This window comes from Nocardiopsis sp. CC223A (assembly GCF_030766825.1).
Classification (GTDB): domain Bacteria; phylum Actinomycetota; class Actinomycetes; order Streptosporangiales; family Streptosporangiaceae; genus Nocardiopsis.
Genome location: NZ_JASFDV010000015.1, coordinates 78,674 through 100,342 on the forward strand (window position 1 = coordinate 78,674; position 21,669 = coordinate 100,342).

The following is a 21,669-nucleotide window of genomic DNA, read 5'->3' on the forward strand; positions in this document are numbered from 1 at the left end:
GTCAGCGGCCGTGGATGTAGGCCTCCAGCTGGGCGCGGTCGTACTCCAGGCCCCGCACCCGGCTCTTGACGACGTCGCCGATGCTGACGATGCCCGCCAACCGGCCGTCCTCCACCACCGGGACGTGCCGGAACCGCCGGTGGGTCATGGTCTCGCCGATCTCCTCCACGGTGTCGCGCGGCGTGCAGGTGACCACGTCCGCGGTCATGATCGAGGAGACCGGCGCGGCCAGCAGGTCGGCGCCGTGCCGCTCCAGGCCGCGCACCACGTCGCGTTCGGAGGCGATGCCCAGCAGCCGGTCGCCGTCGGCGACGACGACGGCGCCGATGTTGTGCCGCGCGAGCTCGGTGAGCAGCAGCGCGACGGTCGCGTCGGGTGGGACGCGCACCACGTCGGGTCCCTTCGTCCGGAGGATCGCGGCGATCAGCATGGGGTCCACCTTCCCGCGGGCGTGTCGCTGTTGAAGGGCTACCCGCCGCCCCGCACGCCCAACCACCGGTGTCCGCCCCACGGGACGGGTTCGGTGGGACCGGCCCGCTCCGCCGGCAGCACGCCCCGGGCGGCGCACCCGCCCCGGGTCCCGGCACCGCGCCGGGTCCACCACGCGTTCGGGGACCCGTCTCCGTTGATCCCGGCGGAGATGCTCCCGCCTCGCCCCGCCCCGGACAGGGCGTTCCGGGTACGGCTCACGCGCCTTCGAGCCAATACCTCTGCATGCGGGCCACCGCCTCTTCCTTGCCCATACCGGCGATCTCGGCCTCGGGAACACCGGCCCGGGTGGTAAGCAGGTGGACCAGTTCGACGGGCAGCGGATCCGCGGCCTCGGCGGGGAACCCGCGATCGGGCGGTGTCCCGTCACGGACGCACGCCCAGAACATCCCCTCGTCGACTTCCAGCTGGTCCCGGAGGATGTGCGCCCACATACTCCCGCCGTAATCGGTGCGGTCGACGGGACGGGAGACGCGGGTCCGCAGCACACGCCCGTCGAGGAGCACCAGTTCGTAGGTGACGTGGTGGGTCCCGGTCCGGCCGCGGGCGTCACTGACCGGTGACCACCCCTCGGTCCTGCAGAACCGCTCGTGGTCGTCGCGTGTGGGAGGAGGCCAGGTCACGGTGCCTCCCCCAGGAGCCAGGCACGCAACTGCCGATCGTCGCTGAGCTCGACGAGCTGGACCAGGGCCCAGTTCTCCCGGTGGTTGGGGGCGTCGAGGAGACGGTCCTGCCAGTCCTGCGCGTATTCGCGCAGCGCCTCGGCCATCTCGGCGACGGCCTCTTCCAGAGTGGCCCCGTCCGCCGCGACCGGCACTCCGGGGATGAACACCGAGAATCCGTCGTTCTCCGACACCACCTCGGCCCGCCACGTGGTGACCGCGGCCAGGTGGCGGCGCAGCCGCTCGACGTCGACGACGGCCGATCTGGCGGAATGTCTGCGCACCGTCGCGACCCGGCCGCGCTCCGCGGCGTCCAGCAGGGCCTTCAGGTGATCCCGTGCTTCGGTGTAGCTGTCGTAGTGGACCGCACCCATGAAGACCTCCGGTGGTATCGCCGAACCCCCATCATAAGTACTCGACGTACGTCACGTACATGACATGGCTCAGGCGGACCGGAGGGCGCCGCGGCGGTGGCGGCCGGGGGGCCACACGACCTCCTCGGCGGCGTCGGGGGCGAGGTTCCCGGCGGCGGTGACCGCGCGGCGGGCCAGGTCGGCGGCCCGGCGGGCGCGGCGGCGTTCGCGGCGCTCGGCGACGGCCGCCTCCGGGCCCGGGGAGCCGAAGAGCACCCGGGCGAGTTCGTGCACCCGTACTCGGCGGACCACCCGCTCGGGCGGACGGCCGCGGGCGTACCGCAGGCCGACCAGCGGCCTGCCCTCCCGGTGGGCCTTCACATGGTGGGCGGTACGTGCCACGGGCGCTCCCTCCGTTCATCGCGGGCGTAGCGGCGGGAGCGCCCCCGGCTCAGCTGCAACCGCTGGTGGAACCGCAGCCCTCACAGGCGTAGCAGCTCCCCGCCGGGCGCATCTTGGTCCCGCAGGTGACGCACAGCGGGGCGTCGGCGACGAACCCCTGCGTGCGCTCGACCACCTCCGCCGTGGAGTGCGCCCCGGTCTCCCGCGCGGACGGCGCGACCCGCGGCTCCCGCTCGCCGGTCGGCGCCGACTGGGCGTAGGACTCCACCTGCGCCGCGACCTGGGCCGAGTCCTCCCCCGCCAGCTGCGCCTGCCGCTCGGCCGCCGAGAACACCCCCAGGGCCGCCCGCTCCTCGTAGGGCAGGTGGTCCAGCGCCAGGCGGCGGAAGATGTAGTCCATCACCGACTGCGCCATGCGGATGTCGGGGTCGTCGGTCATCCCGGCGGGGTCGAACCGCATGTTGGTGAACTTCTCCACGTACGTGTCCAGGGGCACCCCGTACTGGAGGGCGATGGAGATCGCGATGGAGAACGCGTCCATGACCCCGGCCAGGGTGGACCCCTGCTTGCCGAGCTTCATGAACACCTCGCCCAGCCCGTCGTCGGGGTAGGACCCCGCGGTGATGTACCCCTCGGCGCCGCCCACCGAGAACGACGTGGTCTCGCTGGGGCGCTTCTTGGGCAGCCGCCGCCGCACGGGCCGCGGCGGCGCCCCCGCCTCCTGCGGCTCCTTCTTCGCGGTGGACAGCGGTTGGCCGACCTTGCAGTTGTCCCGGTAGACGGCGAGCGCCTTCAGGCCGAGCTTCCAGCCCTGGAAGTAGATGTGCTCGAAGTCCTCGACGGCGGCCCCCTCGGGAACGTTCACCGTCTTGGAGATCGCCCCGGACAGGAACGGCTGCACGGCGGCCATCATGCGCACGTGGCCCATGGGCTCGATGAACCGGCGGCCCATGGCGCAGTCGAACACAGCGTGGTGCTCCTCGCGCAGCCCGGGCGCGTCGACCACGTGCCCGTGCTCGGCGATGTACTCGACGATCGCCTCGACCTGCTCGGGCTGGTACCCGAGGTGGCCCAGGGCCCGCGACACCGAGCGGTTGACGATCTGCATGGACCCGCCGCCGACCAGCTTCTTGAACTTCACCAGCGAGAAGTCCGGCTCGATCCCCGTCGTGTCGCAGTCCATCATGAAGCCGATGGTCCCGGTGGGCGCGAGCAGGCTCGCCTGGGCGTTGCGCCAGCCGTGGCGTTCGCCGGTCTCCAGGCAGTCGGCCCAGGCGCGGGTGGCGGCGGCGTGGATCGGCTCCTCCAGGGTGCCGACGGTGCGCAGGGCGTCGTTGGCGGCCGCGTGCTTGCGCATGACCCGGATGTGGGACGCCTCGTTGCGCCGGTAGCCCTCGTAGGGGCCCACCACGCCCGCCAGCTCGGCGCTGCGCCGGTAGGCGACGCCGGTCATCAGCGAGGTGATCGCGGCGGCGACGGCGCGCCCGCCCTCGGAGTCGTAGGCGTGGCCGGTGGCCATGAGCAGGGCGCCGAGGTTGGCGTAGCCGATGCCGAGCTGGCGGTAGGCCCGGGTGATCTCGGCGATCTTCTCTGTGGGGAAGTCGGCGAAGGTCACGGAGATGTCCATCGCGGTGATGACCAGCTCCGTCAGCCGGGTGAACCCCGCCACGTCGAACGTGCCGTCCTCGCGCAGGAACGCGAGCAGGTTGATCGACGCCAGGTTGCAGGACGAATCATCCAGATGGAGATATTCCGAACACGGGTTACTCGCGGTGATGCGTCCGGATTCGGGGGTGGTGTGCCAGTCCTGGATGGTGCCGTCGTACTGGACGCCCGGGTCGGCGCACTCCCAGGCGGCCTCGGCCATGCGGCGGAACAGGGCCTTGGCGTCGACCTCGTCGACGATCTCGCCGGAGGTGCGGGCGACCAGGCCGAAGCGCTCGCCGTTCTCGACCGCGCGCATGAAGGCGTCCGAGACCCGCACCGAGTTGTTGGCGTTCTGGTACTGGACGCTGGCCATGTCGGCACCGCCCAGGTCCATGTCGAACCCGGCGTCGCGCAGTGCCCGGATCTTGCGCTCCTCGTGCGCCTTGGTGTCGACGAACTCCCCGATGTCGGGGTGGTCGACGTCGAGCACCACCATCTTGGCGGCCCGCCGGGTGGCCCCGCCGGACTTGATGGTGCCCGCGGAGGCGTCGGCGCCGCGCATGAACGACACCGGCCCCGAGGCGCTCCCGCCGGAGGAGAGCAGCTCCTTGCTGGAGCGGATCCGGGAGAGGTTGACCCCCGCCCCCGAGCCGCCCTTGAAGATGATCCCCTCCTCCTTGTACCAGTCGAGGATCGACTCCATCGTGTCGTCGACCGACAGGATGAAACACGCCGAGACCTGCTGGGACGCCGGGGTTCCGACGTTGAACCAGACGGGGGAGTTGAAGCTGAAGAACTGGTGGGCGAGCGCGTACTTGAGTTCGTGGTCGAAGACCTCGGCGTCGGCCCCGGTGGCGAAATACCCGTGTTCGCGTCCGGTGCGGGTGTAGACGCCCGTGACCCGGTCGATGAGCTGTTTGAGGCTCCACTCCCGTTCCGGGGTGCCGAGCGCGCCCCGGAAGTATTTCCCGGTGACGATCTGTGTGGCGTTCATCGACCAGGTCACGGGGAACTCGACCCCGCGCTGTTCGAAGTTCACCGTTCCGTCGCGCCAGTTCGTCATGACGACGTCCCGGCGCTCCCATTCCAGGGTGTCGTAGGGGTGGACGCCTTCGGTGGTGAAGATCCGCGGGATCTTCAGCCCTTTGCGCCTCCCCTTGCCCTTGCGTCCCGTCGATCCGCTGGTGGTTTCCGTCATGGCGGAGTCCCCCCGAAGGTGTGGCGCGGGCTCGGGCCCGCGCGGAACCGTTGTTCGGGGGCGTTCCCTCGGCGCCCCCGGGGAGCGGTGCGTCAGGCCTTGGTGTCGGCCTCTTCCCTGGCCCGGGCCTCGGCCTCGCGGTCGCTGCGCAGGCTGGCGATCTCGGCCTCGAAGTCGGCGAGGCTCTCGAAACCGCGGTAGACACTGGCGAAGTGCAGGTAGGCGACCTCGTCGAGGTCGCGCATGGGCCCCAGGATGGCCAGACCGATCTCGTGGGCCGGGACCTCCGCGACGCCGCGGCCGCGGATCTCCTCCTCGACCTGCTGGCCGAGCTTGGCCAGCGCGTCCTCGGAGACCGGGCGGCCCTGGCAGGCGCGGCGGACCCCGGCGATGATCTTGGTCCGGCTGAAGGGCTCGGTGACGCCGGAGCGTTTGGCGACCATCAGCAGGACGGTCTCCTGGGTGGTGAAACGGCGTTCGCAGGCCGGGCAGGAGCGGCGGCGGCGGATGGCCGCGCCGTCGTCGGTGGACCTGCTGTCGATCACCCGGGTGTCCGGATGGCGGCAGAACGGACAGTGCATCCAGGTTCACCTGCTTCCCTCGCCGAACTGACAACCCTGGGTCTACTTAACCACAACTCCTGGGTCGGCGCTTCAAACAGCGACACCAGATGTTGTGGTCGAACCTAGTCGGAGGGTCGGACGAACCGCAACTTTCACGCGCCCCGCGTGTCACACCCGTGCGCCGCCCAGGATATCGCCGCGAATCCCCTTCCACCGCGCGGCTCCGGGATTTCGGCCGACCCCTTGTCCGGGGGAGATCCGCCCCGCATCCCCCGTTCTCGAACCCGACGGCACATCTTCCGCCATTTCGTGGGCGACGCGACGTGAACACGTGTACACACGTAAGTGAGGCCGGAAAAGCGCCGCGGAAACCCCCTCGGCAATTGTCCACAGACCTCGAACGCTTGTTTGATATCACCGTGCGCAACGACTAACGTTGGCCTTGATTTCACGCCGGTTTCGCCATCACGTGGACGCAAGGTCCGGAGCGGTCGCAGACCGGTGGTGGCCAGTCGTGCAAGCAGGCCCTGACCGAACCGATGCCGAGGAGGCCGGCCGTGCCGGAGGAGAATCCCGGACCCCTGGATTCCGGAACCACCACCGTTCTCTCGCCCGCGGGCGACGCGGGCGCAACCGAGGAGCCGCCCAAGCTCACCGCCCGCCAGCAGAGCGTCCTGAACTGCATTCAGCGGTACCTGCGCGAGCGCGGCTACCCGCCGTCGATAAGGGAGATCGGCGAGTCGGTCGGCCTGTCCAGCCCCTCCAGCGTCGCGCACCAGCTCAAGGTGCTCCAGCGCAAGGGCTACCTGTACCGCGACCAGAACCGGCCGCGGGCCGTGGAGCTGCGTCAGCCGGGCCGCCCCGGGGTGCGCGCCCTGTTCCCCGCCGAGGGAGCGGAGGGATCGGACCCGGCGCACGCCACCCGGGTGCCCCTGGTGGGACGGATCGCGGCGGGCGGCCCCATCCTCGCCGAGGAGTCGGTGGAGGACGTGTTGTCGCTGCCACGGCAGCTGGTCGGCGAGGGCCGGCTGTTCATGCTCACCGTGGTCGGCGACTCGATGACCGACGCCGCCATCACCGACGGGGACATGGTGGTGGTCCGTCAGCAGCCGGACGCCGAGAACGGGGACATCGTCGCGGCGCTGCTGGACGAGGAGGCCACGGTCAAGGTGCTGCGCCGCACCGAGGACGGGCACGTGTGGCTGATGCCGCGCAACGACGCCTACGAGCCGATCAACGGTGACGCCGCCACCATCCTGGGCAAGGTCGTCACCGTGATGCGCCGCGTCTGAACCGGTACGTCCACCCCGGCCCGCCCCCGCGGGGCGGGACCGGGCACGGAACTGCGCAGGGCAGAGCCCTCACGGACCGGAACCGGGGGCGGGTCGCACCTGTGCGGACACACGGGTGCGGCCCACGGGCCGCAGTGACGGGGGCGAAGGAACGGGACCGCCCCGAACGCGGTACCCCCGCTCTTCGTCCTCCCGCCGCTCCGGGCCGCCCGGGGCCTTCGGCACCGTCCCGGGCGCCTAGGCTATGGGGGTGTTCGCTTCCCTCGTCTTCTCGTGTGCCCGTGGGCGCACCGTGGCGGCCGCCGCGGCCGCGACCCTGCTGCTGACCTCCGCCTGCACCCCGGCCGAAGAGGATGCCGCTCCGCCGCCCGGGGTGGCGGGGTCCGAACGGGAGCTGAGCTTCACCGTGGACGGGGTCGAGGTGTTCGCCACCCTCACCCTGCCGGAGGACACGTCCGGCCCGGTACCGGGTGCGCTGATCGTCTCGGGCAGCGGCCCCACCGACCGCGACGGCAACAGCGACCTGCGCCCGGACGCGGACACCAACCTCAACTTCGCACGTCTCCTGGCCGAAGCCGGGGTGGCCTCGCTGCGCTACGACAAGCTCGGCAGCGGCGAGACCGGTCTGGGCGGCCTCGACCCGGACGCGCCGGTGGACCCGGGCGTGTTCGACGCCCAGGCGGCCGCGGCCTACGAGGCGCTGGTGGGGCAGGGCGAGGTGGACCCGGCCCGCACCGCGGTGGTCGGGCACAGCGAGGGCTCCCTCTACGCACTGCGCGCCCACACGCTGGTGGACGCCGCACCGGCCCTGGTACTGGCCGCACCGGTGGGCGACCGCTACCTGGACGTATTGGACCGCCAGCTCACCGAGCAGGTGCGTGCGGTCGAGGCGGCGGGTCAGCTCACCGGGACGGAGGCGGTGACCCTGCTCTCCGACGCCCGCGCCGCGCGAGCCGCCCTGCGCGGCGGCCGGGAGATCCCCGGCGACCTCACCGAGATGGTCGGCGCCCTGTACTCGCCGCAGAACGCCGCGTTCCTGGCCCGGATGGACGAACTGGACCCGGTGGAACTGGCCGCCGAGCTGCCCGAGGGCACCCCGGTCCTGGTGCTGTGGGGCGAGGCCGACGCCCAGATCACCGGCGAGGAGGTGGACCGGCTGATGACCGGCCTGCCGCAGGCCGAGCGGGTGGACGTCCCCGACGCCGACCACGTCCTCCGCGTCTACGAGGACGAGCCGGGTGCGACGGTGCTGGACGCCGAGCGCCCCTTCGCCCCGCAGATCGCCCCCGCCCTGACGGAGTTCGTCGACACCGCCTGGTGACCGGCGGCGCGGCTCCGGAGACGCCGCGTACGGCATCGCCACGCACCCCGTGGAGGCGGATGCCCCTACGGGGTCACGGGCGCCCGTCCGGTCGCGTGCGGCGGCTCCTCCGAACAGGCCGGCGGATCGTCCCAAGAACGACCTGTGGGTATCGGTCGGCCGACGGATCGGACTCGCCGGAGCAGCCGCCGCACGTCCTCACGGTCAGTCGTCCTCCAGGACGATCTCCGCGGGGAGGGCGTCCACGGTGGCGCGGGCGATCTCCTCGGCTCCGGCGGCGAGGCGCTCCTCGTCGGCGGGTTCGCGGCCGTCGTACCCGGCGGCGGCCGAGTAGCAGGTCTCCAGGTAGAGGTTGGACACCCGCACCGCGACGCAGGAAGCGGTGTAGCCGGTCTCGTCGATCCAGGTCGCGGCCTGCTCCCCCAGGTCGTCGACCGGGGAGGTGCGGTGGGCGCCGGTGGTCTCGGCGAAGCTCTCCTGAGCGGTGACCACCCCGCCCGGGTTGGGCGCCGCCACCATGACGAGGGTGGCGGTGGCGGGGACGGAGTCGCCGTCGCCGCCGGGTGTGGCCCAGCGGCACTGCCAGCCCTGGCCGAAGGGGTCGGCGGCGCCGCCGATGGGTTCCTCCAGGGTGAGCTCGCGTTCGGGCACCCGCGCGTCCAGGGCCTCGGTCTCGCCGACCTCGCAGCCCGGGGCCGCGTCGTACACGCCGGTCTCGGGGTCCTCGCGGGTCAGCACGTACCAGACGGCGCCGCCCGCGGCGGAGAGCAGCAGCAGGGCGAGGGCGATCACGCCGACGGTGGCGCAGCCCCGGCTCTGCGGCTGGCTGGAGGGCACGGTCTCGGGCGGGTGCCCGGGGGGCATCACAGGGAGGCTCCGATCCGCTCGGCGAAGGCGACGGCGGTGGCCCGTCCCTCGTCAGGGGAGACGGGTTCGCCACCGGTCACGGCCGTGTAGGAGACCCGGACCAGGAGATTGTCGGCCCAGAAGGCGAGTTCGGTGCCGCCGGGCCCGCCGCGCCACACCAGTCCCCGGCCGGTGGACAGGTCCACGGTCTCGGCGGTGGCGGGGGCCAGCGCGGTGGCGGCCGCGCTCGCCCGGTCCGCACCGGGGACGGGCTCCTCGGCGGTGGGGTCGGTGAACAGGGCGGAGTACTCCACCCGCAGGACGCCCTGGCGGGGGGTGTCGGAGGTCCCGGCGGAGGTCCACCGGCACACGGTGCCCGCACCGCCGGTGAGCGGCCCGCGGTCGGCGAGGTCGCGGACCGCGCCGGGCAGGTGCTCGTCGAGCAGCTCCCCGGGGTCGCCGCACTCGGGTGCGGCGGTGTGGACGTCCCCCGGGTGGGGTCGGTCCGGGTCGTCCTGTGCGGCCCACAGGCCGCCGCCGATCGCCAACGCGGACACCACCACCGCGCCCACCGCGATCACACCCGCCCGTGCGAGGGGACCCAACCGGTCACCGCCTCCCTGTCCGGTCGCCGATCGGCCGAGGTGCGACGGCGGCCGCTACCCGCGGCCGCCGTCGCGGTGGTCAGCCGACGACGATGTTCACCAGTTTCGGCGCGCGCACGATCACCTTGCGGATCTGCTTGTCGCCGATGAAGCCCTGCGCCTTCTCTGACGCCAGCGCGAGCCGTTCCAGTTCGGCCGGGTCGATGTCGGGCGCAACGGACAGCTTGTCACGGACCTTGCTCTGCACCTGAACGACACAGGTCACGGTCTCCTGGACCAGCAGGGCGGGGTCGGCCTGCGGCCAGTTCCCGACGGCGACGGTGCCGACGTGGCCCAGTCGCTCCCAGCCCTCCTCGGCCACGTAGGGGGCGAACAGGGACAGGGAGACGGCCACGAACTCGGCGGCCTCGCGCACCGCCGGGTCGGCGGCGCCGGGGCCGGAGTCGATGGCCTTGCGGGCGGCGGAGACCAGTTCCATGACACGGGCGATGGCCACGTTGAACCGCTTGGCCTCGATCAGGTTCGTGACCTGGTCGATGGCGTGGTGGGTGGCGCGGCGCAGCGCGGCGTCGCCGGTGGCCGGGTCGGTGCCGGGCTTGGAGGCCGCACCGGCCTCGTTCATCACCCGGTAGGCCCGGTTGAGGAACTTCTGTGCGGCGACGACGGACACGTCGGCCCAGTCGACGTCCTCCTCCGGCGGGCTGGCGAACAGCATGGTCAGCCGGACCGCGTCGACACCGTAGGCGTCGATCTCCTTGCCCAGGTCGACACCGTTGCCCAGGGACTTGGACATGGCCCGGCCCTGGTTGATGACCTGGCCCTGGTTGGTCAGGCGGCGGAAGGGCTCGGTGAAGGACAGCATGCCCATGTCGTACAGGACCTTGGTGAAGAAGCGCGCGTACATCAGGTGCAGCGTCGCGTGCTCCTTGCCGCCGATGTAGTGGTCGACGGGGCCCCACTCGTTGACCAGGTCGGAGTCGAAGGGCGCGGTGTCCAGGTGCGGCGAGATGTACCGCAGGAAGTACCAGGACGAGTCCACGAAGGTGTCCATGGTGTCGGTGTCGCGCTGGGCGGGGCCGCCGCAGGACGGGCAGTCGACGTTGACCCAGTCGGTGGCGGAGGCCAGCGGGGACACGCCCTTGGGGGCCAGCTCGGCGCCCTTGAGCTCGGGCAGGGTGACGGGCAGCTGCTCGTCGGGGACGGGCACCTGGCCGCAGGCGGGGCAGTGGATGATCGGGATGGGCGTGCCCCAGTAGCGCTGACGGGACAGCAGCCAGTCGCGCAGACGGTAGTTGACGGTGCCCTTGCCGGTGCCGCGCTCCTGAAGGACGCCGATGATGCGCTCGATGGCCTCGGCCTTGGACAGGCCGTCCAGGGGGCCGGAGTCGCGCAGGCTGCCCTCGCCGGTGGTGGCGACGCCGGTCTCGGCGGGGTCGGGCTCGCCGGTCTCGACGACGACGCGCACGGGCAGGTCGAAGGCCAGGGCGAAGTCCAGGTCGCGCTGGTCGTGGGCGGGGACCGCCATGATGGCGCCGTGGCCGTAGTCGGCCAGGACGTAGTCGGCGGCCCAGACGGGCATGCGCTCGCCGTTGACCGGGTTGACCGCGTAGCGGCCCAGGAACACGCCGGTCTTGGGGCGCTCGGTGGTCTGGCGCTCGATGTCGGAGAGCTTGGCGACCTCGGAGCGGTAGGCCTCGAAGGCCTCGCGCTGCTCGGGGGCGCACAGCTCGTCGGCCAGGTCGGCGTCGGCGGCCACCACGAAGAAGGTGGCGCCGTACAGGGTGTCGGGCCGGGTGGTGAAGACGGTGACCGGCTCGTCGCGCCCCTCGATGGCGAAGTCGACGTCGGCGCCGGTGGAACGGCCGATCCAGTTGCGCTGCATGGCCAGGATCTCGTCCGGCCAGTTGCCGCCCTCCAGCTGGTCCATGTCGTCCAGCAGGCGCTGCGCGTAGTCGGTGATCTTGAAGTACCACTGGTTGAGGCTGCGGCGCACGACCTCGGTGCCGCAGCGCTCACAGCGGCCCTGGACGACCTGCTCGTTGGCCAGCACGGTCTGGTCCTTGGGGCACCAGTTGACCTGGCCGTCCTTGCGGTAGGCCAGGCCGCGGTCGAAGAACCGGGTGAACAGCCACTGGTTCCACTTGTAGTACTCGGGGTCGCTGGTGTGGATGCGCCGGGACCAGTCGACGGCGATGCCGTAGCGGCGGAAGGAGGCCGCCTGGGTCTCGATGTTGGCGTAGGTCCACTCGGCGGGGTGCGAGTTGTTCTTGATGGCGGCGTTCTCGGCGGGCAGGCCGAAGGAGTCCCAGCCGACGGGGTGCAGCACGTTGTCGCCGCGCTGGAAGCGGTAGCGGCCGATGACGTCGCCGATGGCGTAGGCCTCGGCGTGGCCCATGTGCAGGTCGCCGGAGGGGTAGGCGAACATGTCGACGATGTAGCTGCGGGGCCGGGTGTCACCCGGGTCCTCGTCGGCCTGGAACGGGAGTTCGGCGGCCCAGCGCGCCTGCCATTTGTCCTGGAGGGCGCGGGCGTCGTAGGTGTCGCCCGTCGTCTGGTCGCCGTCTACCGCTGTCATCGCTGCTTGTTCCCTCGGTTCGGTCGTACACGGGATCCGCGGACCCGTGTGCAAGATCCATTCCCCCTCAGGTTATCGGCTGGCGGGCCGGGGCGCGGACGGGATTCCCCGCCTGTGGACGACGCCCCCGGCCGACCGGAACGCCCCGCGTTCGTCACCGTGCGTCACCGCGCGTTGCGTGAGATTACGGACCCCTTTCCCCTCCACACCGACCGCCCGGTTTGTTACTCTGCCGTCAACTCAGTCCGAGAGTGGCGCAGAACACGCGACCCGGGTCACACCCGGGTCCCGTTGCCTTGTCGTCTCCGGACACATCTGCCTGCGGGAGGCCCCATGCTCAACCTGTCCGTGGTCCTGGAGGACGGTGCCCGATCCGTCCCGGAGAAGGACTGCCTGGTCTTCGGCGATCTGCGTCTGAACTACGCGATCACCGACATGATCGCCAACCAGGTCGCCAACCTCCTCGTCTCCCGAGGTGTCCGGCCCGGTGACCGGGTGGCCCTGGCCAGCCCCAACCTGCCGTACTTCCCCTTCGTCTACTACGGCGCGCTCAAGGCGGGCGCGGTGGTCGTCCCCCTCAACGTCCTGCTCACCCCGCGTGAGATCGCCTACCACCTGGAGGACTCCGGCGCCAAGGCGATCTTCGCGTTCACCGGCAGCCCGGAACTGCCGCTGGGCGAGCGCGCCTTCGAGGCGTTCAACCAGGTGGACACCTGCGAGACCTACATCGACCTGCCCGCCTCCCCGGGGGCGACCGAGTCCGCCATCGAGGGCGCCCAGACCCTCTGGAAGGCCCTGGAGGGCCAGCCCGGCGAGTTCGAGACCGTCCAGGCCAACTCCGACGACACCGCCGTCATCATCTACACCAGCGGCACCACCGGCAAGCCCAAGGGCGCCGAGCTGAGCCACAACAACCTGATGATGAACGCGATCGGCTCCTCCAGCCTGGTCAACCCCCACCCGGACGGCCGCGACGTGGCCCTGGTGGTGCTGCCGCTGTTCCACATCTTCGGCCAGACCGTCATGCTCAACGCCGCCCTGTACCGGCACGCGACCCTGGTGCTGATGCCGCGCTTCGACGGCGACGAGGCCCTGCGCCTGATGGAGAAGGAGGGCGTCACCGGTTTCGCGGGCGTGCCCACCATGTACTGGGGCCTGCTCAACGCGGTGCGCTCCGCCGGTGAGGGGAAGTACGACCTCAAGGCGATCGCGGACAACATCGTCGACGCGGTCTCCGGCGGTGCGGCGCTCCCGGCCCAGCTCGCCCAGGACTTCCAGGACACCTTCGGCGTCGGCATCAAGGAGGGCTACGGCCTGTCCGAGACCTCCCCGGTGGCCTCGTTCAACAACCCCAACGTCAAGGCCAAGACCGGCTCGATCGGCAAGCCGGTGTGGGGCGTGGAGATGAAGCTGATCGACCCGGAGTGGAACGAGGTCGTCAAGACCGGCGACGAGGACCCGGTCGGCGAGATCGCCGTCCGCGGCCACCTGGTGATGAAGGGCTACCACAACCGGCCCGAGGTGAACGCCGAGGTGATCAGGGACGGCTGGTTCCGCACCGGCGACATCGCCCGCCGCGACGACGAGGGCTTCTACTTCATCATCGACCGGTCCAAGGACATGATCATCCGCGGCGGCTACAACGTGTACCCGCGCGAGGTCGAGGAGGTCCTGATGGGGCACGAGGCGGTCAGCCTCGCGGCGGTCGTCGGCGTCCCCCACGACACCCACGGCGAGGAGATCAAGGCGTTCGTGATCCTCAAGGAGGGCGCCGAACTCACCGCCGAGGCGCTGACCGAGTGGTCCAAGGAGCGTCTGGCCGCGTACAAGTACCCGCGTGAGATCGAGTTCCGCGAGAGCCTGCCGATGACCGCCACCGGCAAGATCCTCAAGCGCGAGCTGCGCGACTGACCCCTTGCGGGGCCCACGGAGGGGGCGGGGCCCGGCCGGGCCCCGCCCCCCTCGTTCCCCTCCCCGGGTCCTTCGGTGAACGCGGTCAGCCCTTGACGGCGCCCTGGACCAGCCCGGAGGCCAGCCAGCGCTGCACGATGACGAAGAAGACCATGACCGGCAGGGTGATGAGGGTGGACGCGGCCATGACGTGCCCCCACTCGTTGGCGTACTCGCCGAAGAACTGCCGCAGGCCCACCGCGACCGTGTACTTGTCGCTCTGCTGCATGAACGTCAGGGCCAGCACGAACTCGTTCCAGGCGATGATGAACGAGAAGATCGCGGTCGCCACCAGGCCGGGCGCGACCAGCGGGAACAGCACCTTCCAGAACATGACCGGCCAGGAGGCGCCGTCGATGTAGGCGGCCTCCTCGACCTCCTTGGGGACCGCGGCCACGAACCCGCGCATCATCCACACCGCCAGCGGCAGCGACAGGGCGATGTAGACGACGCCCAGGCCCAGCACGGTGTTGAGCAGGTGGAGGTCCCGGACCTGGAGGAAGAGCGGGATGACCAGCGCCTCCAGCGGGACCATCTGGACGATGAGGATCAGCACCAGGATCGCGGTGCGGAAACGGAACCGGAAACGCGCCACGGCCACGGCGGCCAGCAGCGACAGCACGCACGCCCCGGCGACGGTGATGCCGGCGACCGCCAGCGAGTTGAGCATGTACGTCCCGAAGTCGCCCTCGGTCAGGACGTGGACGAAGTTGTCCAGGGTGGGGTCGCGGGGCACCAGTGTTCCGACGGCGGAGGTCATCCGGTCGGAGAACGCGCTGGAGAGCATGAAGTAGACGGGGAACAGGGTGAACAGCAGGATCGCGGTCACCCCGGCGGCCCGCCCGCCGAACCGGGTCAGGCGCAGGGCGTCGCCGCGGCGGCGGGCCCGGCGGACCCGGCGCTCCCAGGCGGCGGTGGCGGACGTGGTGTCGGCGGGGGCGCTCAACGCAGTTCGTCCTCTCGGAACAGGGCCCGCAGGTAGACCGCGGTGACCGCCAACAGGAGCAGGGTGAGGATCACGGCGATGGCCGACCCCGTCCCGTAGTCCCTCTGCCCGAAGGAGCTCACGTAGGTCCACACGCCCAGGTTGAGCATCTCCGAGCCGCCGACCCCGCCGCCGGGCATCAGGTAGACCTGGGCGAAGACCTTGAAGTCCCAGATGGTGGACAAGATGGTGACGACGGCGAACACCGGGCGCAGGACCGGGAAGGTGACGTGCCAGAACCGCTTCCACGCCCCGGCGCCGTCCAACAGGGCGGCCTCGTGCAGTTCGCGGGGCACGGTGAGCAGCCCGGCCAGGACGGTGACGGCCACGAACGGGAACCCGCCGTGGACCACGTTGAGGACGACGATCGCGTAGAAGAACAGCCGGTCGGCGAACCAGTTGTACCCCTCGGGGCCCAGCAGGCCCGCGCTCTTGAGGACCTGGGCGACGACGCCGTCGTCGACGTCGAAGATCCACAGCCACACGTAGGTGCCGCTCACGGCGGGCATGGCCCAGGCGACCATGATGCACGAGACCACGACGACCCGGGTGACCGGGCGCAGCCGGGACAGCAGCAGCGCCACGAGGGTGCCCAGCACCACGGTGGAGACCACCGCGACCACGGCGAACCCCACGGTGTTGGGCAGGGCGACCCGCCACAGGTAGGAGTCCGTGAACAGGGTGATGTAGTTGGCCGGACCGATGAAGTCCGACTCCCCCGACACCAGGTTGCGCAGCTTGTAGTCGCGGAACGACAGCCACACGATCCGGGCGAGCGGGAAGAGCAGCAGGGCGGCGATGACCGCCAGGGCGGGGGCGAGCAGCACCCAGGGCAGCAGTGCGCGGCGCCGCCTCAGGCCGAGGGCGGGAGCGCGCCGCCCCCGGCCGGGCGGGCCGGTCGGCGCCCGGAGCCCCGGTGCCGTGCCGCCGAGCGCCTGCCCGACCGGTGTTCCCACGTGTGTCAACCTCCGTTGAGGATGCGTTCGATGTCGTCGGCGGCCCGGGTGGTGGCGTCCTCCACCGAGGTGCCGTTGAGGATGGACTGCTGCATGCCGACCAGGACCTTCTCGGCCTCGACCTGGCTCCAGGCGGGGGCGGTGGGCACGCCCTTGCTCGCCTCTGCGAGCTGGACGGCGTAGGCCTCCAGGACGGGGTCGGCGGAGGCGGTGAACGGGTCGATGCTCCCGGTGAGGCCGGGGAAGAACCCGGTCTGCTCGGCCCAGAGCATCATGTTGTCCTCACCGGTGAGGTGCTCCACGTAGCTCCACGCGGCCTCCTCGTTGCCGGTGCCCTCGAACACCGACAGCAGCGAGCCGCCGGCGAACGACGGCGTGTAGGTGCCGGCCTCCGGGCCCGGGATGGGGAAGGAGCCCAGCAGGCCCTCCAGGTCGGGGTTGTTCTCCACGATGGCCTTGGGGTTGGCGCTGCCGAGCAGCGCGATGGCGGCGTCGCCCTCGGAGAACGACTCCATGATGTTGATCTCGTTCCAGTTGACGGCGCCGGTGGTGGAGGTGCCGTCCTCCAGGGCCAGGCCGGTGAAGAATTCGAGGCCCTCGCGCGCCTCGGGGGAGTCCACCCCGGACACCCACGTGCCGCCGTCCTCCTGGACGGCGATCTCGGCCCCGCCGCCCCAGATCCACGGCATGACCGAGTACTGGGCGTCGCCCGGCACCGGCAGGGCGATCATGTCCGGCTCGGCCTCCTTGATCTCCAGTGCGGTCTCGCGGAGCTCGTCCCAGGTCTCGGGGACCTCCAGGTCGTGCTCCTCGAACACGTCGGTGCGGTAGACCATGGAGCGGATGGAGGCGTACCAGGGGACCCCGTAGACCCCTTCGCCGAGGGCTCCCATGTCCATGAGGCCGGGTACGTAGAGGGAGGTGTCGACCCCGTAGGCGGACAGGTCGTGCAGGGCCCCGGAGTCGGCGAAGCCGGGGACGAAGGTGTTGCCGAGCTCGATGACGTCGGGCATGGTGCCGCCGGCGATGGCGGTGGAGATCTTGTCCTGGGCGCCGTCCCACGGGACGAACTCGACCACCACCTCGGTCCCGGTCTCCTCGGTGAAGGCGGCGTTGGCCTCGTCGAAGAAACCGGTGGCGTCGGGGTTGGTGCCCTCCATGATCCACACGGTGAGGCCGTCGGTGTCACCGCCGCCGGTGCCGCCTCCCCCCGCGCACGCGGTCGCGGCCAGGGTCAGGGCAAGTGCGGCTGCGGGGAGCGGAACGTACTTGCGGGTTCGTGTGCGGGCCATCGGCTCGCCTCCCGTTCCTGTCGTGGGTCCCCTCGGGGTTGGTAGGAAACCTACGTAAAGAACGGCGAGGAGTGAAGTAAACCACTCCATTTTGTGTCTGAGCTGTTAGAGGACACCGCCGGACGGGCCCGGGCCCCCGTGGCCGCAGGGGTTTCCGGGCTCCGCGGGAGGTGTGCGACAGGTGATCGTCCACCTCCCCCGGCCCCTCCGCCCCGGACCCGTGGAACCCCGTGGGCGCCCTCGCCGACCGGTCAGTCGGACAGGCCGGTCACCTGTCGCAGGATGGCGATGAGCTCGGCCCGCTTGTACACCGCCAGGCCGATGGCGGCGGAGAACGCGGCGAGCATGTGGACGTAGACCATGGGGTCGCCGCGGGTGAAGCGCTCGGCGGCCTCCTCCTCGCCCACGGTGTGCGCCTCCCAGGCGGTGGAGACCGCGAACTCCAGCTCCGGCGGGAGCATCTCCGCGACGGTGCGGGCCACGGCCTCCCGGGAGTCGGCGGGCTTCCACACCACCCCGGTCTCCTGGACCCGGCGGCCCAGGAACGCGGAGATGACGCGCAGCTCCGACTGCACCGCATCGGCGTCGTCGGCCGCCCGCGGGATCACCCGCTCCAGCTCGTCCCGGTTGCGGTCGGCGTAGGCCGCGATCAGGTCGATCGCGGTGCGCTTGACGTGGTCCGGCTGGTCCGGGACGAGGGGGCCTTCCCCCTCGGCGTTCTCGGTCACGGGCACTCCTCGTAAGGTCTCGTGTCCATGATGCCGTGCCGCGGGCCCCAGCGGGGCGCGGACAGGCCGGGATCGCCGCGGGCGAACGGCGTTCCCGGCTCCGTCTCCTACTGGAACCGCGGGCGCAGCGGCATGTGGGCGTCGGTGCCGTCGAGCTTGACGCCCAGGATCTGGTGGAGCTGCACCACGTTCCTCTCGAAGCCGAGCACGCACCCGGCCATGTACAGCCGCCAGACCCGGGCGGTGCCCTCGCCGACCTCGGCGACCGCCGCGTCCCAGTTCCGCTCCAGGTTGGCGCCCCAGTGGCGCAGGGTGAGCGCGTAGTGCTCGCGCAGGTTCTCCTGGTGGCGGATCTCGAACCCGGCGTCGTTCATGGCCGTCTGGATCTCGCCGGGCCCCTCCAGCTCGCCGTCGGGGAACACGTAACGGTTGATGACCCCGTCGGTGTCCATCGGGCGCAGGTCGTTGCGGGGCCGGGTGATGCAGTGGTTGAGCAGTCGGCCGCCCGGCACCAGCTTGTCGTTCAGCGACGAGAAGTAGGCGGGAAGGTTGCGGGCGCCGATGTGCTCGGTCAGGCCGATGGAGCTGATCCGGTCGAAGCCGCCGTCGGGGACGTCCCGGTAGTCCATGTGGCGGACCTCGGCCAGGTCCGACAGCCCCTCCTGGGCGATGCGCTTGGCCGCCCACTCGGCCTGTTCCTTGGACAGGGTGACGCCCAGCACCTTGACCTTGTACTCGCGGGCGGCGTGCATGACCATGCCGCCCCAGCCGCAGCCCACGTCGAGCAGGCGCATGCCCGGTTCCAGGCCGAGCTTGTTCGCGACCAGCTCGTACTTGCGGAACTGGGCGCTCTCCAGGGCGCCGTCGTTCGCCTCCGCCCGGCCCGGTGCTCCGTCGGCGTCGTCGAAGACCGCACAGGTATAGGTCATGGACGGGCCCAGCACCAGCTCGTAGAAGGCGTTGGAGACGTCGTAGTGGTGGTGGATGGCCTCGGCGTCGCGCTGCTTGGAGTGGCGCCAGCCCAGCCCGGCCAGACGGCCGCGCGTCACCTCCTGGGGCGGCGGGGCGACCCGGTTGACGAACTTGACCCAGCCCACGGAGCGGACGATGGCCGCCAGGTCGCGGGCGGACACGTTGATCCCCTCCGCGAAGACGAAGTCGGTCATCCGCCGCAGGACGGTGTACATGTCGCCCTCCACCTCCAGGTGCCCGGAGACGTAGGCGCGGGTCAGGCCCAGGGCGTTGGGCGACTGGGCCAGGTAGTTGACCGCGACCGGGGTGCGCACGTGCAGGTGGACGTCGCTGTTCGGGTCTCCGGAGGCACTGCCGTCGTAGGCCGTGAAGCGGATGGGCGCGTCGGGTCCCACGACGCGCTCGAAGATCTCGGCGAGCCGCATGTTCTTCTTTCCCTTCCTCTCGCGGATGCGGCCCGCTCCACGGGTCGCCTCCCGTTTCTGCGTGGTGTCATCCGTTGCGTACGCACTTGGCGTACAGGTCCAGCAGCCTCCCCTGCGGGTCGTAGGTCTCCTTGAGATCGGCGTAGGCGGAGCCGTTGTAGAGGCGCCAGAACTCCTCCTCGGTGTAGAAGGAGTCGGAGTACAGCGACTTGTGGCCGTCGAGTTCGGCGACGCGCTCCTCCACCCGCCGGTTGTGGTGGGCTCGGCGCTGGCCGGGCTTCATGTCGACCAGGCCCCAGAAGCCGAAGTTGACGTAGAGGCGGTCGCTCTCCAGCGGGTAGAGCGGCCACACGTGGTCGCCGGGGGCCAGGTCGGGCCGGCGCGGTTCCTTCAGGCGCAGCGGGCACATCCACACCGGGGTCATGCCGATCTCACCGTGGAAGAAGTCGAGGAACTCGGCCCCGCGCTCCACACCCACCTCGATGTCCTGGATGAGGGGTTCCTGGGGGCGGCGGCCCCGGTAGTGGTTGAGCAGCCGGGAGAAGGCGGTGCGCCGGTCCCAGGCCACCAGCCTGCGGTAGACGTCCGAGCGTTTGAGGGAGCGCGGCCACAGGGAGCGCACCACCGGGTTCTGCACGCCGAAGGCGCGCGAGCACCAGAACCAGTCGGTGTCCCAGCGCCACAGGTAGTCGTGGACGGTGAGGTAGTCGCCCGGACCGTTGTCGGCGTTGTCCCGGATGGAGCGGTAGTAGATCTCCTGCCCGGTGTAGTCGCTCGCCCAGGGCGCCCGGTCGGTGAAGCGGGCCACCGTCAGGTACAGCTCGTCACGGGAGAAGGCCACCCCGTCGACGAAGTCGACCGGTCGGCCGTCGTGGGAGTGGTCGGCGCAGATCCGGGCCAGGGCGTCCATGGCCTCGGCGGCGTCGTGGAAGCGCAGGTGGCGCAGGTGCACGTACGGGGAGACGGGTTCCAGTTCGATGCGCAGGCGCAGGCTGTAGCCGAGGGTGCCGTAGGAGTTGGGAAAGCCGTGGAAGAGATCGGCGTGGGCGTTGTCGCGGGTGGCGGTGACGATGTCGCCGGAACCGGTGAGGATCTCCATCTCCTGGACGGCCTCGTGCGGCAGGCCGTTGCGGAAGGAGGAGGACTCGATGCCCATCCCGGTGACGGCGCCGCCCAGGGTGATGGTGCGCAGCTGGGGGACGACGGTGGGCATGAGCCCGTGCGGGAGGGTGGCGGCGACCAGGTCCTCGTAGGTGGTCATGCCGCCGACGTCGGCCAGGCGCTCGACCGGGTCGATGGAGATGACGCCGGTGAAGGCGGAGACGTCGAGGGTGGGCGCTGAGGTGGGCTCGCGGAACCGGAACAGGTTGGAGGTGGGTTTGGCGAGCCGGACCGGCGCGTCGGGCGGCAGGGACCGGTAGTCGCGGCGCAACCGGTTGACCGCCGCGATGTGCCGGGCCAGGCCGGTGTCGCCGCCGGAGGCGGTGTCGCTGTTCGTTCCCTGCCGTTGAGGACTCATCCCTGATCCCGTTCCCGGTCGTGGCGCGAGTGAGGCACAGCGTGGACCGGTCGAATCCGGTCGTGGTGGGCCGGAGGGGACCGATCCCCTCAGTTCTACCTAGCGGTAACGAAGGAAACCACCCCATTTATGTCGTGTCGTCGCAGAAGCGGTCCGGGCCGGGGCCGCGACCCCGGCCCGAGCTGCGGCTCGGGTGGGGGCGGGGCCCGCGGATAGGATCGGGGTTCATGCGCATCGCTGTCGTAGATTCCGGAATCGGCATGCTGTCCACCGCCGCGGCGCTGTTCGCCGCCCGGCCGGACGCCGAGCTGTACCTGTCCATGGATCCGGACCACATGCCGTGGGGGCCGCGTACCCACGACGAGATCGTCGAGCGCGCCCTGGCCGGTGCGCGGGCCGCCGTGCACGCGGCGGGGGGCGAGGTGGACGCGGTGGTGGTGCCGTGCAACACGGCGTCGGTGCACGGGCTGGCGGAGTTGCGGGAGCGGTTCGAGCCGGGTGTGCCGGTGGTGGGGACGGTCCCGGCGATCAAACCGGCGGCGACCGCGGGCACGCCGATCGCGGTGTGGTCGACCGAGGCGACCACCCGCAGCGAGTACCAGCGGCGGCTGGTGGAGACCTTCGCCCGGGGAGTGGACGTGACCCCGGTGGCGTGCGTCGGGCTGGCGGAGGCGGTGGAGTCGGCCGACCCGGGGCGGATCGCCGAGGCGGTCGCCTACGCGGCGGAGCGCACTCCGGGCCGGGTGCGCGGGATCGTGCTGGGGTGTACTCACTACGACCTGGTCGGCGCTGCGATCACCGAGGCCCTGCGGGCCCGGCCGGACGCCGCGGGCGGGGTGGAGCTGTTCACCGCGGCGGACGCGGTGGCCGCGCAGACGCTGCGCCGCAT

General features: G+C 71.2%; 19 protein-coding genes. 4 read left to right on the top strand and 15 right to left on the bottom strand.

Annotation, left to right across the window (positions count from 1 at the left end; genetic code table 11):
* Position 1 precedes the first annotated feature (1 nt).
* The 6 genes from QJS33_RS08610 to nrdR form a co-directional block, all read right to left on the bottom strand.
* Entirely contained in the window at positions 2-430 is a 429-nt protein-coding gene (locus QJS33_RS08610; RefSeq protein ID WP_306367343.1) for a CBS domain-containing protein, read from the bottom strand.
* Positions 431-686: 256 nt separating this feature from the next.
* The gene (locus tag QJS33_RS08615; RefSeq protein WP_306367344.1) at positions 687-1,112 is read right to left on the bottom strand and encodes a cytotoxic translational repressor of toxin-antitoxin stability system; all 426 of its coding nucleotides are present in this window, start codon (positions 1,110-1,112) and stop codon (positions 687-689) included.
* The gene (locus QJS33_RS08620; RefSeq protein ID WP_306367345.1) at positions 1,109-1,525 is read right to left on the bottom strand and encodes a prevent-host-death protein; all 417 of its coding nucleotides are present in this window, start codon (positions 1,523-1,525) and stop codon (positions 1,109-1,111) included. Before QJS33_RS08620 ends, QJS33_RS08615 begins: the two co-directional genes overlap by 4 nt.
* A 69-nt stretch (positions 1,526-1,594) precedes the next feature.
* Positions 1,595-1,906, bottom strand: a complete 312-nt coding sequence (locus QJS33_RS08625) for a hypothetical protein (RefSeq protein ID WP_306367346.1) — start codon at positions 1,904-1,906, stop codon at positions 1,595-1,597.
* 49 nt (positions 1,907-1,955) lie between these two features.
* On the bottom strand, positions 1,956-4,751 hold the full coding sequence (locus QJS33_RS08630; RefSeq protein ID WP_306367347.1) for a vitamin B12-dependent ribonucleotide reductase: 2,796 nt from the start codon (positions 4,749-4,751) through the stop codon (positions 1,956-1,958).
* A gap of 92 nt (positions 4,752-4,843) precedes the next feature.
* Positions 4,844-5,332 carry a transcriptional regulator NrdR gene (gene nrdR / locus QJS33_RS08635; protein ID WP_306367348.1) on the bottom strand — a complete coding sequence of 163 codons (489 nt, stop codon included), beginning with the start codon at positions 5,330-5,332 and terminating at the stop codon, positions 4,844-4,846.
* 539 nt (positions 5,333-5,871) lie between these two features.
* On the opposite strand from nrdR, the gene lexA reads away from it, so the two are divergent.
* Together lexA and QJS33_RS08645 are read left to right on the top strand one after the other, a co-directional pair.
* Positions 5,872-6,606: a transcriptional repressor LexA gene (lexA, locus tag QJS33_RS08640; RefSeq protein ID WP_306367349.1), complete on the top strand. Its 735-nt coding sequence runs from the start codon at positions 5,872-5,874 to the stop codon at positions 6,604-6,606.
* Between the two features lie 244 nt (positions 6,607-6,850).
* Complete coding sequence (locus QJS33_RS08645; RefSeq protein WP_372339616.1) at positions 6,851-7,927, top strand: alpha/beta hydrolase family protein; 1,077 nt, start codon at positions 6,851-6,853, stop codon at positions 7,925-7,927.
* Positions 7,928-8,131: 204 nt separating this feature from the next.
* Here the strand turns inward: QJS33_RS08645 and QJS33_RS08650 are convergent, their stop codons facing one another.
* From QJS33_RS08650 to leuS, 3 genes are all read right to left on the bottom strand, one after another.
* Entirely contained in the window at positions 8,132-8,791 is a 660-nt protein-coding gene (locus QJS33_RS08650) for a hypothetical protein (protein ID WP_306367351.1), read from the bottom strand.
* On the bottom strand, positions 8,791-9,378 hold the full coding sequence (locus QJS33_RS08655) for a hypothetical protein (protein WP_306367352.1): 588 nt from the start codon (positions 9,376-9,378) through the stop codon (positions 8,791-8,793). The genes QJS33_RS08650 and QJS33_RS08655 overlap by 1 nt, the downstream gene beginning before the upstream one ends.
* 79 nt (positions 9,379-9,457) lie before the next feature.
* Complete coding sequence (leuS, locus tag QJS33_RS08660; protein ID WP_306367353.1) at positions 9,458-11,953, bottom strand: leucine--tRNA ligase; 2,496 nt, start codon at positions 11,951-11,953, stop codon at positions 9,458-9,460.
* Positions 11,954-12,286: 333 nt separating this feature from the next.
* Between leuS and QJS33_RS08665 the strand changes: the two genes are divergently transcribed.
* On the top strand, positions 12,287-13,864 hold the full coding sequence (locus QJS33_RS08665; protein WP_306367354.1) for a long-chain fatty acid--CoA ligase: 1,578 nt from the start codon (positions 12,287-12,289) through the stop codon (positions 13,862-13,864).
* Positions 13,865-13,949: 85 nt separating this feature from the next.
* On the opposite strand, the gene QJS33_RS08670 is transcribed toward QJS33_RS08665, so the two are convergent.
* The 6 genes from QJS33_RS08670 to QJS33_RS08695 all read right to left on the bottom strand — a co-directional run bounded on the left by QJS33_RS08670 (position 13,950) and on the right by QJS33_RS08695 (position 20,780).
* Entirely contained in the window at positions 13,950-14,690 is a 741-nt protein-coding gene (locus tag QJS33_RS08670; protein ID WP_306367366.1) for a carbohydrate ABC transporter permease, read from the bottom strand.
* Positions 14,691-14,845: 155 nt separating this feature from the next.
* On the bottom strand, positions 14,846-15,745 hold the full coding sequence (locus QJS33_RS08675; protein WP_306367367.1) for a carbohydrate ABC transporter permease: 900 nt from the start codon (positions 15,743-15,745) through the stop codon (positions 14,846-14,848).
* A gap of 104 nt (positions 15,746-15,849) precedes the next feature.
* Positions 15,850-17,136, bottom strand: coding sequence for a sugar ABC transporter substrate-binding protein (locus QJS33_RS08680; protein WP_306367355.1), 1,287 nt, complete (start codon positions 17,134-17,136; stop codon positions 15,850-15,852).
* Between the two features lie 251 nt (positions 17,137-17,387).
* Positions 17,388-17,870, bottom strand: a complete 483-nt coding sequence (locus tag QJS33_RS08685; RefSeq protein WP_372339617.1) for a hypothetical protein — start codon at positions 17,868-17,870, stop codon at positions 17,388-17,390.
* A gap of 101 nt (positions 17,871-17,971) precedes the next feature.
* Positions 17,972-19,261, bottom strand: coding sequence for a cyclopropane-fatty-acyl-phospholipid synthase family protein (locus QJS33_RS08690; protein WP_306367357.1), 1,290 nt, complete (start codon positions 19,259-19,261; stop codon positions 17,972-17,974).
* A gap of 67 nt (positions 19,262-19,328) precedes the next feature.
* Positions 19,329-20,780, bottom strand: a complete 1,452-nt coding sequence (locus QJS33_RS08695; RefSeq protein ID WP_306367358.1) for an FAD-binding oxidoreductase — start codon at positions 20,778-20,780, stop codon at positions 19,329-19,331.
* A gap of 227 nt (positions 20,781-21,007) precedes the next feature.
* On the opposite strand from QJS33_RS08695, the gene QJS33_RS08700 reads away from it, so the two are divergent.
* The coding region (locus QJS33_RS08700; RefSeq protein ID WP_306367359.1) for a glutamate racemase at positions 21,008-21,669 on the top strand (662 nt) is incomplete at its 3' end.

Excerpts from the sequence above, each read along its gene's own strand:
- QJS33_RS08690 (WP_306367357.1), bottom strand. The coding sequence starts at position 19,261 with ATGCGGCTCGCCGAGATCTTCGAGCGCGTCGTGGGACCCGACGCGCCC.
- QJS33_RS08645 (WP_372339616.1), top strand. The coding sequence starts at position 6,851 with ATGGGGGTGTTCGCTTCCCTCGTCTTCTCGTGTGCCCGTGGGCGCACC.
- QJS33_RS08695 (WP_306367358.1), bottom strand. The coding sequence starts at position 20,780 with ATGAGTCCTCAACGGCAGGGAACGAACAGCGACACCGCCTCCGGCGGC.
- QJS33_RS08610 (WP_306367343.1), bottom strand. The coding sequence starts at position 430 with ATGCTGATCGCCGCGATCCTCCGGACGAAGGGACCCGACGTGGTGCGC.
- QJS33_RS08665 (WP_306367354.1), top strand. The coding sequence starts at position 12,287 with ATGCTCAACCTGTCCGTGGTCCTGGAGGACGGTGCCCGATCCGTCCCG.
- QJS33_RS08670 (WP_306367366.1), bottom strand. The coding sequence starts at position 14,690 with ATGCTCTCCAGCGCGTTCTCCGACCGGATGACCTCCGCCGTCGGAACA.
- QJS33_RS08650 (WP_306367351.1), bottom strand. The coding sequence starts at position 8,791 with ATGCCCCCCGGGCACCCGCCCGAGACCGTGCCCTCCAGCCAGCCGCAG.
- nrdR (WP_306367348.1), bottom strand. The coding sequence starts at position 5,332 with ATGCACTGTCCGTTCTGCCGCCATCCGGACACCCGGGTGATCGACAGC.
- QJS33_RS08620 (WP_306367345.1), bottom strand. The coding sequence starts at position 1,525 with ATGGGTGCGGTCCACTACGACAGCTACACCGAAGCACGGGATCACCTG.
- QJS33_RS08630 (WP_306367347.1), bottom strand. The coding sequence starts at position 4,751 with ATGACGGAAACCACCAGCGGATCGACGGGACGCAAGGGCAAGGGGAGG.
- QJS33_RS08680 (WP_306367355.1), bottom strand. The coding sequence starts at position 17,136 with ATGGCCCGCACACGAACCCGCAAGTACGTTCCGCTCCCCGCAGCCGCA.
- leuS (WP_306367353.1), bottom strand. The coding sequence starts at position 11,953 with ATGACAGCGGTAGACGGCGACCAGACGACGGGCGACACCTACGACGCC.